The 14,245-nt window shown below is 47.3% G+C and carries 10 protein-coding genes and 4 pseudogenes; 8 read left to right on the top strand and 6 right to left on the bottom strand.

Annotated elements, in window-relative coordinates; all coding sequences use genetic code 11:
* Window positions 1–21: 21 nt before the first annotated feature.
* From D368_RS09075 to D368_RS09065, 3 genes are read left to right on the top strand one after another with little or no spacing between them, the layout of a single operon-like run.
* Window positions 22–1,158 (top strand): GAF domain-containing sensor histidine kinase, encoded by a 1,137-nt coding sequence (locus D368_RS09075; RefSeq protein ID WP_070081557.1) that lies wholly within the window; start codon window positions 22–24, stop codon window positions 1,156–1,158.
* A complete protein-coding gene (locus tag D368_RS09070; protein WP_071392056.1) occupies window positions 1,158–1,805 on the top strand; it encodes a response regulator in 648 nt (215 codons plus the stop codon). The genes D368_RS09075 and D368_RS09070 overlap by 1 nt, the downstream gene beginning before the upstream one ends.
* Window positions 1,802–2,326, top strand: a complete 525-nt coding sequence (locus D368_RS09065; protein WP_128574732.1) for an NADPH-dependent FMN reductase — start codon at window positions 1,802–1,804, stop codon at window positions 2,324–2,326. The genes D368_RS09070 and D368_RS09065 overlap by 4 nt, the downstream gene beginning before the upstream one ends.
* A 13-nt stretch (window positions 2,327–2,339) precedes the next feature.
* Here the strand turns inward: D368_RS09065 and D368_RS09060 are convergent, their stop codons facing one another.
* Entirely contained in the window at window positions 2,340–2,582 is a 243-nt protein-coding gene (locus D368_RS09060) for a YhdB family protein (RefSeq protein WP_070081560.1), read from the bottom strand.
* Window positions 2,583–2,773: 191 nt separating this feature from the next.
* On the opposite strand from D368_RS09060, the gene D368_RS09055 reads away from it, so the two are divergent.
* Window positions 2,774–3,097, top strand: coding sequence for a DUF3889 domain-containing protein (locus D368_RS09055; protein ID WP_071392054.1), 324 nt, complete (start codon window positions 2,774–2,776; stop codon window positions 3,095–3,097).
* Window positions 3,098–3,139: 42 nt separating this feature from the next.
* On the opposite strand, the gene lytF is transcribed toward D368_RS09055, so the two are convergent.
* The 3 genes and pseudogenes from lytF to D368_RS09040 form a co-directional block, all read right to left on the bottom strand.
* Window positions 3,140–4,594, bottom strand: coding sequence for a peptidoglycan endopeptidase LytF (lytF, locus tag D368_RS09050; protein WP_071392053.1), 1,455 nt, complete (start codon window positions 4,592–4,594; stop codon window positions 3,140–3,142).
* Between the two features lie 176 nt (window positions 4,595–4,770).
* Window positions 4,771–5,203 (bottom strand): annotated as a pseudogene (gene nsrR, locus D368_RS09045) (nitric oxide-sensing transcriptional repressor NsrR).
* 126 nt (window positions 5,204–5,329) lie between these two features.
* On the bottom strand, window positions 5,330–6,844 hold the full coding sequence (locus D368_RS09040; protein WP_031378438.1) for a mechanosensitive ion channel: 1,515 nt from the start codon (window positions 6,842–6,844) through the stop codon (window positions 5,330–5,332).
* Between the two features lie 169 nt (window positions 6,845–7,013).
* On the opposite strand from D368_RS09040, the pseudogene D368_RS09035 reads away from it, so the two are divergent.
* Window positions 7,014–8,419, top strand: a pseudogene (locus tag D368_RS09035) (SpoVR family protein).
* A gap of 7 nt (window positions 8,420–8,426) precedes the next feature.
* On the opposite strand, the pseudogene phoA reads toward D368_RS09035, so the two are convergent.
* Window positions 8,427–9,790: pseudogene (gene phoA, locus D368_RS09030) on the bottom strand (alkaline phosphatase PhoA); the annotation flags it as partial.
* Between the two features lie 457 nt (window positions 9,791–10,247).
* Between phoA and D368_RS09025 the strand changes: the two are divergent.
* Window positions 10,248–11,072 (top strand): C40 family peptidase, encoded by an 825-nt coding sequence (locus tag D368_RS09025; RefSeq protein WP_024085067.1) that lies wholly within the window; start codon window positions 10,248–10,250, stop codon window positions 11,070–11,072.
* 68 nt (window positions 11,073–11,140) lie between these two features.
* On the opposite strand, the pseudogene citR reads toward D368_RS09025, so the two are convergent.
* Window positions 11,141–12,015: pseudogene (gene citR, locus D368_RS09020) on the bottom strand (transcriptional regulator CitR).
* A 109-nt stretch (window positions 12,016–12,124) separates the two neighbouring features.
* On the opposite strand from citR, the gene D368_RS09015 reads away from it, so the two are divergent.
* Together D368_RS09015 and D368_RS09010 are read left to right on the top strand one after the other, a co-directional pair.
* The gene (locus tag D368_RS09015) at window positions 12,125–13,228 is read left to right on the top strand and encodes a citrate synthase/methylcitrate synthase (protein WP_024085068.1); all 1,104 of its coding nucleotides are present in this window, start codon (window positions 12,125–12,127) and stop codon (window positions 13,226–13,228) included.
* Between the two features lie 79 nt (window positions 13,229–13,307).
* A complete protein-coding gene (locus D368_RS09010; protein ID WP_033574464.1) occupies window positions 13,308–14,177 on the top strand; it encodes an SDR family oxidoreductase in 870 nt (289 codons plus the stop codon).
* Window positions 14,178–14,245 lie beyond the last annotated feature (68 nt).

Here is a 14,245-nt window from a genome sequence, read left to right as displayed (position 1 = left end):
GATTGGCCGGAGTGAGGGAAATTGACGAAAACGACGGTAGAAACGTTAAAAACGTTAAAAGCGATTGCGGAAACCTTAAACCAAAACCACGATTTAAAGGAAGCGCTTGATAAAGTGCTCCGCGAACTGCTCAGCCTGACCGGACTGCAGACAGGGTGGATTTTTCTGATTGAGCCGGACGGGTCTTATACGCTCGCCGCATCCGCTTATTTACCGCCGGCTCTAGGTCAGCGGGAAAATGCACTCATGTGCAGCGGAGAATGCTATTGTCTGACCAAATTCAGCAATGGCGGATTGACAAAGGCCGTAAACATAATGAATTGTAAACGGATTGAATTTGCGGAACAGACGACGAACTGCCGCGATACGGAGGGCATTACCCATCATGCGACCGTACCGCTTGAGGACGGCGGCCGGAAGTTCGGTTTATTAAACGTCGCCGCAAGTGAAAAGACATTTTTCAACGAAGAAGAACTGCATCTGCTTGAAGCGGTTGCATTTCAAATCGGAACGGCGATTCAGCGGATGAAATTGGCCGAATTTGAGCAGCAGAACGCCCTGTTGATGGAACGAAGCAGACTTGCGCAAGACCTGCATGATTCCGTCAATCAGATGCTGTTTTCCGTCAGCTTAACGGCAAAAGCCGCAAAGAGCTTTACAGATGATGATCGGCTCCGGCAGATGATTACGTTTATTCAAGAGCTGTCTCAGGATGCGCTAACAGAAATGAGGGCGCTCATTTGGCAGCTGAAGCCGGAAAGCTTAACGAAAGGGCTGTATGCGTCGATCAAAAGCTACGCCGCTCTTATCGGCCTGGAAGCCGTTTGTGAAACGGAGGATGAGCTGGAGCTTACGGATGAACAGGAACACGCGCTTTGGCGGATCGCCCAGGAAGCCTTGAATAACTGTAAAAAGCATGCGGGAACGGACCGGGTTATCATTTCCGCCGTTAAAAAGCCGGGTTGCGCTGAGCTTCACATTAGCGACCGTGGAGCGGGCTTCAGCTCTGATGCGCATGCTGTGCTCCCATCGCTCGGCGTGGCCGGCATGAAAGCGCGGGCTGAAGCGATCGGAGGCCGCTTTACACTGCAATCCGAGCTTGGCGCCGGAACGATTGTCTCCGTTCGGCTTCCGTTTCGGGACAGGAGGTCTGATTGATGAAAATTGTGATTGCTGATGATCATCATGTTGTCCGCAAAGGACTGCGCTATTTCTTCGCCACTCAGGAAGACATTGAAGTTGTCGGTGAGGCGTCCACCGGTGCTGAAGCGCTTCAGCAAGCTGAAAAGACGGAGCCGGACATCATTCTGATGGATTTATCAATGCCTGATATGGACGGCATAGAAGCGGCAAAAATCGCGGCTGAACGATTTCCGGACATCAGTATCGTCGTTTTGACGAGCTATTCTGATCAGGAGCACGTCATTCCCGCCCTTAAAGCCGGCGCAAAAGCGTATCAGCTGAAAGACGCTCAGCCCGATGATTTAGTGAAAACGCTCCGGGAAGTGTATTCCGGACGTTACCGGCTGTCGGCGGATATTGTGCCTCACGTGCTGACCCATATGGTTCAGGATAATCAGGATAAGGAAAAATATTATCAGCTGACCCCCCGTGAAAAAGATGTTCTTCAAGAAATAGCCAAAGGAAAAAGCAATAAGGAAATTGCGGCGGCACTGTTTATTTCAGAAAAAACAGTGAAGACCCACGTGTCCAACCTGCTGTCAAAGCTGAATCTTTCCGATCGGACGCAGGCGGCATTGTATGCGGTAAAATATAATGTTTTTGGAAAGGCGGTAAAATCATGAGCATATTAGTGATCAGCGGCACACCGAGAAAAAACGGGCGGACTAGAATTGCCGCTTCTTATATCAGAGATCGGTTTCATACCGATTTTATTGATTTGAGCGAAAGTGAACTGCCGCTTTATAACGGTGAAGAAGAACAGAACGAGCTGTCTTCAGTGCAAAAGTTAAGGCGGCAGGTGAAAAAGTCGGCGGCCGTCGTCTTATTATCTCCCGAGTATCACAGCGGCATGAGCGGCGCTTTAAAAAACGCCATCGATTTTTTAAGCAGCGATCACTGGGCATACAAACCGGTGGCCATCATTGCCGCGGCGGGCGGAGGAAAAGGAGGCATGAACGCGCTGGCGAATATGCGGACGGTCATGCGGGGCGTCTATGCAAATGTCATCCCGAAACAGCTGGTATTAGACCCGATTCACATCGACATGGAGCGCCGGACCGTATCTGAGGATATGGCGGTCAGCCTGAAAGACATGATCGAAGAGCTGAATATGTTCACAAACACAAGAAATCCCGGCGTCTGACGCCGGGATTGTTTTATGTCAAAATGGCTAATTGATCTTCATAAGCGAGCTCTGTCGCATGATCAATATACCCGAGAAGGGAATACAGCTCTTTTTCAAGCACGGCATGATCGTATTCGAAATGATACGCGTGCAGAAAGTGCTCAATACGCTTTGATAATAAATCATCTTTTGTACGAACCATCAAAATTAATAAATTGTCCCATTGAGACCGGTGTGTGTAATACAAGGCTTTATCATAATCGGCATGATCCATCTTACGCTTCTCCTTTCAATGAGAAGTTCTCCGTTAGTTTATGCCGCCGAAGCCCGGATGCAACGGGGGAAAACTTGGTGTCCTTATCACTGCGGCATAGCAATATGAGGGAGACATAAAATAAAACCGCATATCCGTCTCTTCTTTGGACACGCTAAGATTGACAAAAAACGACTCAGGAGAACATAAAGATGAAATCCCTTCCATTTGCGCTTGCCCTCTTGTTTTGCGGCATTCTCATTGCCTCTATCGCTGAAAAAGGGCATACAGAACACCTCGATCCGTCAGTTGAAAAATGGGAACAGCTCGCATGGAACCAGCTTGAACGTGAATACAAGGGGGCCGAGCTTACCGATTATTCGTACATGGGCCGTACAAAAGTGAACAGGGAACAGACGAAAGACGTGTTTCGCGTAACGGTGCAAACCGCAAAAGAAACGTTTTCATGCCGTGCTGAAGTGTATTTCCATCCCGTAACAAAACACGTGATCAGCATCAATATTTTCAGACTGTAAAAAAGCTGCACAGCCTTATGCGGCCGTACAGCTTATCAGATATCAGAAGAAACGTTTTGCGCCGAGGTAGCGCTGTTTCCAATAGGAGTTGTTCATGCTGGAAATAACGACACCCGAATCGTTGGCATTAATGAACTGGCCGTTCCCGAGATAAATACCGACGTGGGAAGGTCCGGCTTTATAAGTTGAGAAAAAGACAAAGTCACCGACCGCCGGCTGGCTGACTGATGTCATCGTATTCCAGTAGCCTGCGGCTGAAAGTCTGGATACAGAAGTGACCTTATTGAGAACGTAATAAATGAAACCGCTGCAGTCAAAGCCTCTCGGCGTCGTCCCGCCCCATACATACGGTACGCCCAGCTGAGCTTTTGCGGCATCGATCATTACATTAATCTTCGCGCTTGTTGAACCTGTGCCGCCTGTGCTGCCGGACTGATTCGGTGTCGTGTTTGTCTGCTGCCCGGTAATCGTCAGCTTCTGTCCGATTTGAAGAACATCTGTTTTCAGATTGTTTTTCTCGCGGATCTGCTGGGCGGTTACATTGAACTTTTGGGCGATCACCCATAAAGAATCCCCGCTTTTCACGGTATATGTAGTGGTTTTCCCTGTATTTCCGGACTGGTTCGGAGCTGACGGTGAAGACGAAGAGCCGGAAGAAGACGTTTTGGTCAGCTTCAGCACTTGTCCGACCCGCAGCATGTCTGACGTCAGTTTGTTGATGCTTCTGATTTGCTGAACCGTCATATTGTATGCGTTTGCGATTTTCCAGAGTGAGTCTCCGCTTTTTACTGTATAGGAGGACGTTTGCGTCTGGTTTTTATTTTGGTTTGAATTGTCTTTTGACGGCGTGTTTCCCGAAGAAGACGTTCCTTTTGTTTTCAGGACTTGGTTTACGTAGATCGTATCCGTTTTTAAGTTGTTTAATACTTTGAGTTCCGCAATGGTCATATTGACGCTGTTTGCGATCTTCCATAGGGAATCGCCGAGTTTTACTTTATAGGTCCCGGAAGATGATGACTGATTTTTGCTGCTGTTTGAGCTGCTGCCCGGCGCGGTTTTTTTCTGATCGGTGCTTGAGGAAACTTTCCCCGTCACTTGCAGCTTCTGTCCGGCGCGGATTAAGTCGCTTGTCAGACCGTTCAATTTTTTCAGTTCCTGTACGGACATTTTAAAATCAGATGCGATCAGCCACAGCGAATCGCCGTTTTTCACTGTATAAACGCTTTTAGTCGTGCCGCTGTTCTTTGAAGATGGCTTTTTGCTGCCGGAATCTGATTTGCCGTTAGGGATGGTGAGCGTCTGCCCGATAGAAATAACGGTGGATTTTAGATGATTCGCTGATGTAATGGCATCCACGCTTGTATTGTAGTTTTGGGCAAGCTTCCATAATGAATCTCCGCTTTTAACCTTAATCGTTTGTGCTTCTGCCGGTGTTACAGCTAACGCAGACCCGACGATCGCAGATGCAGTCAAACCGACCGCTACCTTTTTTTTCATAGTGAATCTCCCTTTTCCTGCGATAATTTTTCTATCCCCATTCGTTGCAGCCGCAAGGTGAGGATATCAGTAATGATAATCTTTATATCGGCACTTGTCTGCAATCGTTTATCATATTAATAGAAATAGTCCTTTTTCTTATGCCGGCATAAAAAAGAAGGAATGCGGACATTCCTTCAGCTTCTGAGCAGTCTCATAATCTCCTCTTTGTTTTTGACCAGATCCCTTAACGTATATTTGTCTAAAACGGCCAGGTAAGCTTGCAGGGCTTCATTCAGAAGGTTCTTTAAGTTGCAGGCGGGAGATATGATACAGAGATTTTTTTGGAGTCAAAGCATTCTACGATGTTAAAGTCGTCTTCTGTATTTCGAACGACTTCTCCAATGTTTATGTCTTCCGGTGTCATTCCTAATCGAATTCCGCCTCCCCGGCCCCGGATCGTTTCGACATACCCGAGCTGGCCGAGACGGTAAATGACTTTCATGAGGTGGTTTTTAGAGATGGAATAAGTATCTGCGATTTCTTTTATGTTGGAAAGTTCGTCGGAATGTCTGGAAGCCAAAAAATCAAAACGCGTAAAGAGTAATCGGTATAGTTCGTTAATTTCATAGAATGACCTCGAAAAAGAGATTTTGCTTCTGTTACAGTCTATCATATATGAATCTAAAATGAAAAAGGAATTTGCTCCCTTAACTTTTTAAAAACGTGCGCTCCTTCTGAGCACACGTTTTTTTGTTAAGACATCGGCGGCTTACGATCGTCAGCCGATTGATGTTTTTCAATTTTGCGATCCAATTTTGCGAGATAACGGGAGGCAAATTCTTTTCCGCCAAGCCCGAATGAAAGTCCGAAGGCAAGCGCGAAACCGCCCAGAATCAGAATAAACGCGGCATTTACGATCGTGTCGGCGACACCGAGCTGATCCAGCGCCATAAAGATTGAGAGAGTGATAATGGTATATTTCGCAAGCGGCGCCAGGAATCTGAATTCCTTTCCGCTCAGCATGCCGGCAAGCAGCCTGCTGACGAGCTGTCCGGCCAAAAGTCCGATTCCGAGAATAAATACAGCGGCCAGAACATTAGGCAGGTAAGCGATAATACCGGTTGCGATAACGACGAGAAATTCGAGATGAACAAGCTGCAGCGCCTCTGCCGTAAAGAGCAGGACGATGATGATCTGAACAATCATGCCGACCGTCTGAGAAAGCGTCAGCTTCGGGGTGCCCGCCTGTTCAAAGCCCATTTTACCGAGAAGAGAGTCGAAACCGGCCCGGTGCAGGAGCCCGGATACAATGCTGTTGACCCATTTTCCGACCCAGATGCCGGCGATGATCAGCACAATACCGATGATGATATTAGGGAGCATTGTGAAGACCGTGTGCAGCATGGCTGACGCCGGTTCAGAAATACCCGCCACATCAAGCCGGTCAAGCGCAGAGATGATCACCGGAATGAAAATCAGCACGTAGACAATCGTTCCGATGATTGCCGACAGGCTCGTATCCTTCAGATAAATAGAAAGCCCCATACGTGCGGCGAGCCTTTCCGTGCCGATACTCGCCAGAAAGTTTGTGACGATATCACGGACGAGACGGGCAACAAGCCAGCCGATTAAAACAATCAGCGCCGCGGCGAATAATTTCGGTATAAAGGACAAAACGCTTTGAATCATATTTGTAAACGGCCCTGACACTCCGCTGATCTGGAGAGCGGACAAGACGCCGGGCAGAAACAAGAGCAAGACGAAGTAAAAAACGATTCGTGAAGCGGCCGTAACGGATCTGCTCATCTCCGCTTCTTCAGACACCATTGTCCATTTTCTGAGCCGGCCGTTTTCAGCGAGTTTCATGCCCGCTTTTTTGACGAGATAGCTGAAAAGCGAAGCGGCCGCCCAGCCCACGAGCAGAATCAAGCCGGCTTTTAAGACGCTCGGCACAGCCGCCGTTATCGCCGACAGCATGCTGACAAAAGGTGAAGCCACGGTTGTCAGATGCAGAATGTTAAAGAATAGAATAAAAACGATGATTAATGCGATAAAATAAATGACTTTACTGATGACTTTTTCTGAGGAATAGCGCGCCGGCTTTTTTTCGGCGAACAGCCTGTCGTCGATTTTTGTTTTTTGCAGGCCTTTGTATACGGCTTTTTCAATGATTTTGGCAATGCCCCAGCCGATAAGCAGGACGAGCAGTGCAATGATCAGATTCGGGAGTTTGCTGAGATACGTCGTAAGCATGTCTGCTGTATTCAAGTAGAATCGCTCCTTTTCTTTTTGGGGTATGGTGTGTGTTTTACCCACTTACATATAAAGCAAACGGGGCGGATGTGCCGAAAGTTTTCAGTCGGAAACCGGCCTGTTATTTCATCTTTTGAGAGGAGGGGTCATACATTATAAATAAGTCCAAGTAGGGGGGATTCGCTTGAACGCGGAGGAGACAAAAGGTTTACAGCGGGCAATTGAGGAAATAACCGACATTGCGAAGGGTTTCGGCCTTGATTTCTACCCGATGAGATATGAAATTTGCCCGGCTGAAATTATTTATACATTCGGCGCGTACGGCATGCCGACGAGATTCAGCCACTGGAGTTTCGGCAAACAATTTCATAAGATGAAACTCCATTATGATCTCGGTTTGAGCAAAATTTATGAACTTGTCATTAATTCCAACCCTTGCTACGCTTTTTTGCTGGACAGCAATTCGCTGATCCAAAATAAATTAATTGTAGCCCATGTTCTTGCCCATTGTGATTTTTTCAAAAATAACTGCCGCTTTCAAAATACGAACCGGGACATGGTTGAGAGTATGGCGGCTGCGGCGGAGCGGATTAAGCATTATGAAAGAATTCACGGGATAAAAGAGGTGGAGTCCTTTTTAGATGCCATTCTGGCGATTCAGGAGCATATCGATCCGTCGCTTGTCAGGCCGAAGCTGCTGTGGAGCGTCGATGACGAAGAGGAGGACGAAGAAGAAACCGCGGCATCGCCTTACGATGATTTATGGGGAATGGATAAGCCGAAGCAGGTGAAAAAGAAAAAGGGAAAAAACCGTTTCCGCCCCGGCCGGAAAAAGATATTCTGCTGTTTATCGAGGAACATTCGCGGGAGCTTGAACCGTGGCAGCGTGACATTTTAACCATGATGAGAGAAGAAATGCTGTATTTCTGGCCTCAGCTGGAAACGAAAATCATGAACGAAGGCTGGGCATCCTATTGGCATCAGCGGATTATCCGCGAGCTTGACCTGACTTCAGATGAAGCCATCGAATTTGCGAAGCTGAACGCAGGCGTCGTTCAGCCGTCAAAAACGGGAATCAATCCGTATTATTTAGGACTGAAAATTTTTGAAGACATCGAAGAGCGTTATGACAACCCGACAGATGAAATGAAAAAAACAGGGGTAAAGCCCGGGTCCGGCCGCGAGAAAATGTTTGAGGTCAGGGAAATTGAATCGGATATATCGTTTATCCGCAATTATTTGACGAAAGATCTCGTCATGCGTGAGGATTTGTATTTATTCCAAAAGCAGGGCAGGGACTATAAAGTGATCGACAAAGAATGGAAGGCCGTGCGCGACCAGCTCGTGAACATGCGGGTCAACGGGGGATTTCCTTATCTGACCGTCAATGACGGGGATTACCTGAAGAATAATGAGCTTTATATTAAACATTGGTATGAGGGAATTGAGCTTGATCTGAAATATTTGGAGAAAGTGCTGCCGTATCTGTACCAGCTGTGGGGCAGGAGCGTGCACATCGAATCTGTTCTTGAAGACAGAGAAGTGATGTTCTCGTATGACGGCAAAGGAGTGCACCGGAGATATCTGTAAAAGAAGAAAGGATGTGAAAAATCTTTTTGGCCTGGTCCGTGTTGTTTAAAAGCCCCGTAAATGACTCTCTTCCCGGACCGTATGCGTAAACGGGAACTTCTTCGCCCGTATGATCGCCGGTTGTCCAGCCGCTGTTGGTTTTCGCATTAAAAAGCTTAATGATCGATTTGTAGACGCTCTTGTCAGCATCCTGTTTTGCGGCCGTTTCGATCTGTTTAATTTCAGCTTTTGACCATTTCAGGTCTGTATAACGCGCAAGCACGGAAGATACGGATTTGCCCGCTTTGATTTGGTCAGCCATAAATGCCGGGGTTTTCTTGGCGGCAAGAATCGGTTCAACATGCCAGTTTTTATCGTCATTCGCGCCGATCGTCAATCCGCCGGTGGTATGATCAGCCGTGGCAACGACAAGCGTATGTTTGTCCTTTTTGGCAAATGCGATCGCTGCTTTATATGCTTTTTCAAAATCCTTCATTTCACTCATTGCGCCGACTATATCATTGTCATGTCCCGCCCAGTCTATTTGGCTGCCTTCGACCATTAAGAAGAACCCTTTTTTATTCTTGTTCAGCCTGTCGATCGCCGCCGTTGTCATGTCTTCTAATGAAGGGACGGCGTTTGACCGATCGATTGCTTTATCGAGTCCGCCATCGGCAAACAGGCCGAGAATCTTCTTGTTACGATCTTTTTTCAGCTCCTGTTTTGATGTCACATAGCTGTATCCCGCTTTTTTGAAATCCTTTGTTACATTGCGGTCTTTACGGATAAAGTTTGATTTGCCGCCTCCGAGGAGCACATCGACTTTTTGTTTTCCGTTGATGCGGTCATCAAAGTAGCTGCTTGCGATGTCATTCATGTTCTTTCGGGATTTGTTATGGGCTCCGAATGCCGCAGGGGTGGCGTGGGCAATCTCCGAAGTTGCGACAAGTCCGGTGGATTTCCCTCTTTGTTTCGCTTCTTCGAGGACGGATTTGACCCGCTTTCCTTTTTATCGACTCCGATCGCCGCGTTATACGTTTTTACGCCCGTGGCCATTGCCGTGCCAGCCGCCGCGGAATCGGTAATATTGGAATCAGGATCGTCAGGATAAGTCATCATCATACCGGCGAGATTGGGGTCGAATGCCGTCAGTTTCATACCATCCGAAGGCTTTCCTTTGTTAATGACCGAACGGTAGGCGTTCATATAGGGAGCGCCCATTCCGTCGCCGACCATGAAGATGACGTTTCTGATCTCGTTTTTGTCAGGCTGTTTTTTTGCCGCAGCCTGTTCAGAGTGCTGAAACCCTGCGCCCGCAATCAGACCGGCTGTCAGCACGGATACGGCTGCCGCCGGCAGAAGTTTTGATCGAACCTGTTTAAATAGACTCATTCTCACTCGTCCTCCTTTAATCGTGTCTGCATGTCTAATGGTAGGGGGTGTTTGTAAAGAGCGCCTGTTTCTCCTGTAAATTTCAGGTGAAACATTGTTAGAAATGTAAATTCCGGTGTAACTTATGTTTTCAAGAAAGGGTGAAAACCATTCACTTTTTTGAAAAAGACGAGGATTTTTTTAACAAGGAGTTATTTGGAAAGTAAACTGCTTTGTTTTTCCAAAATACGAGGATCACAGGAAAAAAACATGACAAATTGACTCGTTTTTCGTCACGTTTGAAATCAAATTGAAATATTTAATACCCTTAAAAACTTTTTTCAAAAACGAATTAGTAAGAAATTTGTCACGGGAAGTCAAGTCTATTTCTAGTGGAAATTGAACCTTATAATAGGAAACAGATAAAAACTTTAAAAAGAGACACATAAAATAGATAGAATCATTCGGGGAGGAAAATATGAAAAAGCAACTTGTTACAGCAACAACGGCAGTGGTTTTGGGGACGACTTTGTTTGCGGGCGCGGCGTCTGCGCAAACGATTAAGGTAAAAAAAGGCGATACATTATGGGGACTTTCAAATCGGTATGGAACGTCAATTAATTCCATTAAATCTGAGAACAAATTAAAATCGGATATCATTTACATCGGTCAGACGCTTTCGATCAACGGTAAATCATCTTCAGGTTCAAATTCGGGCAGCAAGTCATCATCGTCTACATATAAAGTCGTAAAAGGCGACAGCCTTTGGAAAATTGCGAATAAATATAAAATGACGGTAAACCAATTAAAAAGTTTAAACGGTTTAAAAACGGACCTGATCCGCATCGGACAAGTGCTTAAAGTAAAAGGATCAACTTCCGGTTCAGCGTCTTCAGGATCTTCGTCATCAAAGAAGCCTTCATCCAGCCATAATATTGCACAGACGAGCCTGAATGTAAACAAGCTGATTTCTGATGCGCAATCTTTAATCGGCACGCCGTATGTATGGGGCGGAACAACGACTTCCGGCTTTGACTGCAGCGGATTTATCTGGTACCTGTTAAACAAACAGACGAGTGTCGGCAGAACAAGCACTGCGGGATACTGGAGCTCAATGAAGAGCGTGTCCAGCCCGTCAAGAGGAGATTTCGTCTTCTTTACAACATATCAGGCCGGCCCTTCACACATGGGTGTGTACATCGGAAATAACAAGTTCATCCATGCCGGTTCTGACGGCGTCACAACAAGTGATCTGAATAACAGCTACTGGAAGCCGCGCTACCTGGGCGCGAAAAGATTCTAGCAGTGAGAGAAACCCGTTCATCCGAACGGGTTTTTTATTTAGACGGGGCAGAGCTCCATTTGTTTCACCTAAAAATGAAAATGTGATAAAAAATCTAAAAAGGTTTTCTTTTTTCATTTTCATAGAGGGCGATGGCGTACGCGCCCGCGCTCGGCATCTGGGCGAATTCGCACGGAATTTCAATCATGCTGCCTGCGGCGAGTTCGGACCGTACCGCTGACAGCGGCAGAAATGAGACGCCCAGCCCCTCTTTAATAAATCGTTTCGTAATATGCGTCTGTGTCACCTTCATTGTTCTGACGAAAGGGAACTGTATTCTGACCTGGCGGAGCAAATCATCCCAATAGTCAGGATGGTTATGGGTCAAAAGCAGATATTGTCCGAACAGGTCTTTCACTTCATCCGCCTTCCCTGTCCCGGGTTTTCGGCCGGGTGGCGCGACGAGGACAACTGGGTCATTGTACAGGGGACGGCAAGTGAGGGAAGATGATTGCACCTTTAAGCAGCTCAGTCCGATATCGGCTGAGCCGTTTCTGATTTGAGAGGCGATTTCTTCCGATTCGAAAATGGTGACCGTCATTTCGGTTTCTTTATTGTCCTCTGTATAACGCTTCATGACAGACGGGAGAACGGTGTCGGCGATAAGCGGCGAAACAGCGAGTGTCAGCGTGTGCGAGTAGCCCTGGCGCACCCTGTGCAGCTCCGCCATGCTGTTTTCATAGTCTTCCAAAAGTCTCATGGCAAACGGCACGTATGCTTTTCCTTCTTCCGTCAATTGTATTTTCCGGCCGCTCCGCTGAAACAGCTTGCAGCTGATTTCTTTCTCTAATAATTTTATATGAACGGTGACGGTCGGCTGAGATAAAAAAAGCGTTTCCGCCGTTTTTCTGAAATTCTCGTATTTTGCCGCGGTGACGAAGGTGTGAAGCCATTTAAAATCCATAGATGCACTCCTCTGATTAAAAGTTTTAATTAATTCCCTTAAAAATATTCATTATTTTTTAAATATTATATTTACTATAATAACAGAAAGAGGATAAGGGGGAATGAAATTGATTTATCGTGGATTGAAAGGGATTACTTGTGCAGAAACGGCGATCAGCCACATTGACGGAGAAAAGGGGCATTTAATATATCGCGGCTATGACGCGAAGGATATCGCATTGCAATTCAGTTTTGAAGAAGCGGCGTATCTCATTTTGAACGGGGCGCTTCCTGATGAGCGGCAATTGCTTGCGTTTCAGGAAGAACTTGCAGCCGAGCGCGGGCTTCCGAAACATTTGATCGGCTTACTGGAAACGCTTCCGGATGAAATGGACGACATGGCGGTGCTGAGAACGGCTGTTTCGGGTTTGGGCACAGATTCATTTACATATCCGCCCAAGCCGGAAGAAGCGATTAAACTGATTGCCGTCACACCGACGATTATTGCGTACAGATACCGCCGTAAACAAGGGCAGGAAGCGCTGTCACCCGAGGCGCGATACGGACACGTTGAAAACTATTTGTATATGCTGACAGGCAGGCAGCCGTCCGCAGCCCAAAAGAAAGCGCTTGAGACGTATATGATTCTGGCGATGGAGCACGGGATGAATGCATCGACTTTTTCGGCGAGAGTCACCGTTTCGACTGAATCGGACTTAGTGTCTGCCGTCACTGCCGCACTGGGTACGATGAAAGGGCCGCTGCACGGAGGCGCTCCTTCAGGTGTCACGAAAATGCTTGAAGACATCGGGGAAAAAGAAAATGCAGAAGCGTATTTGACAGCGAAGCTTATGAGGGGAGAACGCCTGATGGGCTTCGGGCACAGGGTGTACAAAACAAAAGACCCGCGGGCGGAAGCGCTGCGCATAAAGGCTGAAGAAGTGGCAGGAAATGATCCGTCGCTTGACTTGGCGCTTTATGTGGAGAAGGAAGCCATCCGCTTGTTAGAGCAATATAAGCCCGGACGGAAGCTGTATACGAATGTGGAGTTTTACGCAGCGGCTGTGATGCAGGCCATTGATGTCGACAATGATTTATTTACGCCGACCTTTTCAGCAAGCAGAATGGCAGGCTGGTGCGCACATGTGCTTGAACAGTCCGCTGACAACATGATTTACAGGCCGTCTGCGAAATACACCGGCGCTTTTCCCGAAACGGCTCAGCAGCTTTAATTACCGGCATATTTGTCCGTTTAATTCCCCGCACTGCGTGGTATCGTCTCAGTAATACCAATTGCAGGAGTGTGAGAATATGAATCCGATGGACAGACAGACGGAAGGACAAAAGCCGCAGGTGCAAAACCGCCAGCCCGGCATTGAGGCAGACATGGAGCCAAAACCGCTCTTGGAGGACCCGGATGTAAAAGGATCGGGCAGATTAAAAGGAAAAGTCGCCGTCATCACGGGCGGAGACAGCGGCATCGGCGCAGCGGCTGCGATCGCTTACGCGAAGGAAGGGGCGGATCTTGCCATCCTGTACCTAGACGAACATGCCGATGCCGAGAGAACGAAAAAGCGTGCGGAAGAATACCAGGCCGAATGCCTGTTAATTCCGGGAGACGTCGGTGATGAGGCGCATTGTCAGAAGGCGGTCCGGCAAGTCTTAGATCACTACGGAAAAATAGATATTCTCGTTAATAATGCGGCTGAGCAGCATCCGCAAAACGGGATTCTTGATATTACGGCTGAACAGCTGGAGAAGACATTCCGTACAAACATGTTTTCTATGTTTCATATGACTAAAGCTGTGCTGCCTCATCTCAAAAGAGGGAGCGCCATCATTAATACAACGTCGATTACCGCTTATCAGGGAGACACATCATTGATCGACTATTCGTGCACGAAAGGCGGCATCGTTTCCTTTACGCGTTCAATGGCGATGTCATTGGCCGATCAGGGGATCAGAGTAAATGCGGTGGCACCCGGGCCGATCTGGACCGCCCTGATTCCGGCAACGTTTACTGAAGAAAAGGTGGAAAAGCACGGTCTGGACACTCCGATGGGAAGACCGGGACAGCCTGCGGAACACGCCGGAGCTTATGTGCTTCTGGCTTCAGACGAATCTTCCTATATGACGGGGCAGACCATTCACGTAAATGGCGGCAGGTTTATTTCAACATAATACGCAAGTCTTATCCCGCGCTTTTAAAAAGTGCGGGATTTTTATTTGATTACATATGAATACGATTT

Origin of the sequence: Paenibacillus lentimorbus NRRL B-30488, assembly GCF_000411595.1 — a bacterium.
Classification (GTDB): Bacteria; Bacillota; Bacilli; order Bacillales; family Bacillaceae; genus Bacillus; species Bacillus velezensis.
Note: the sequence above shows the minus strand (reverse complement) of the source record. Positions and strands in the feature narration are given on the sequence as shown.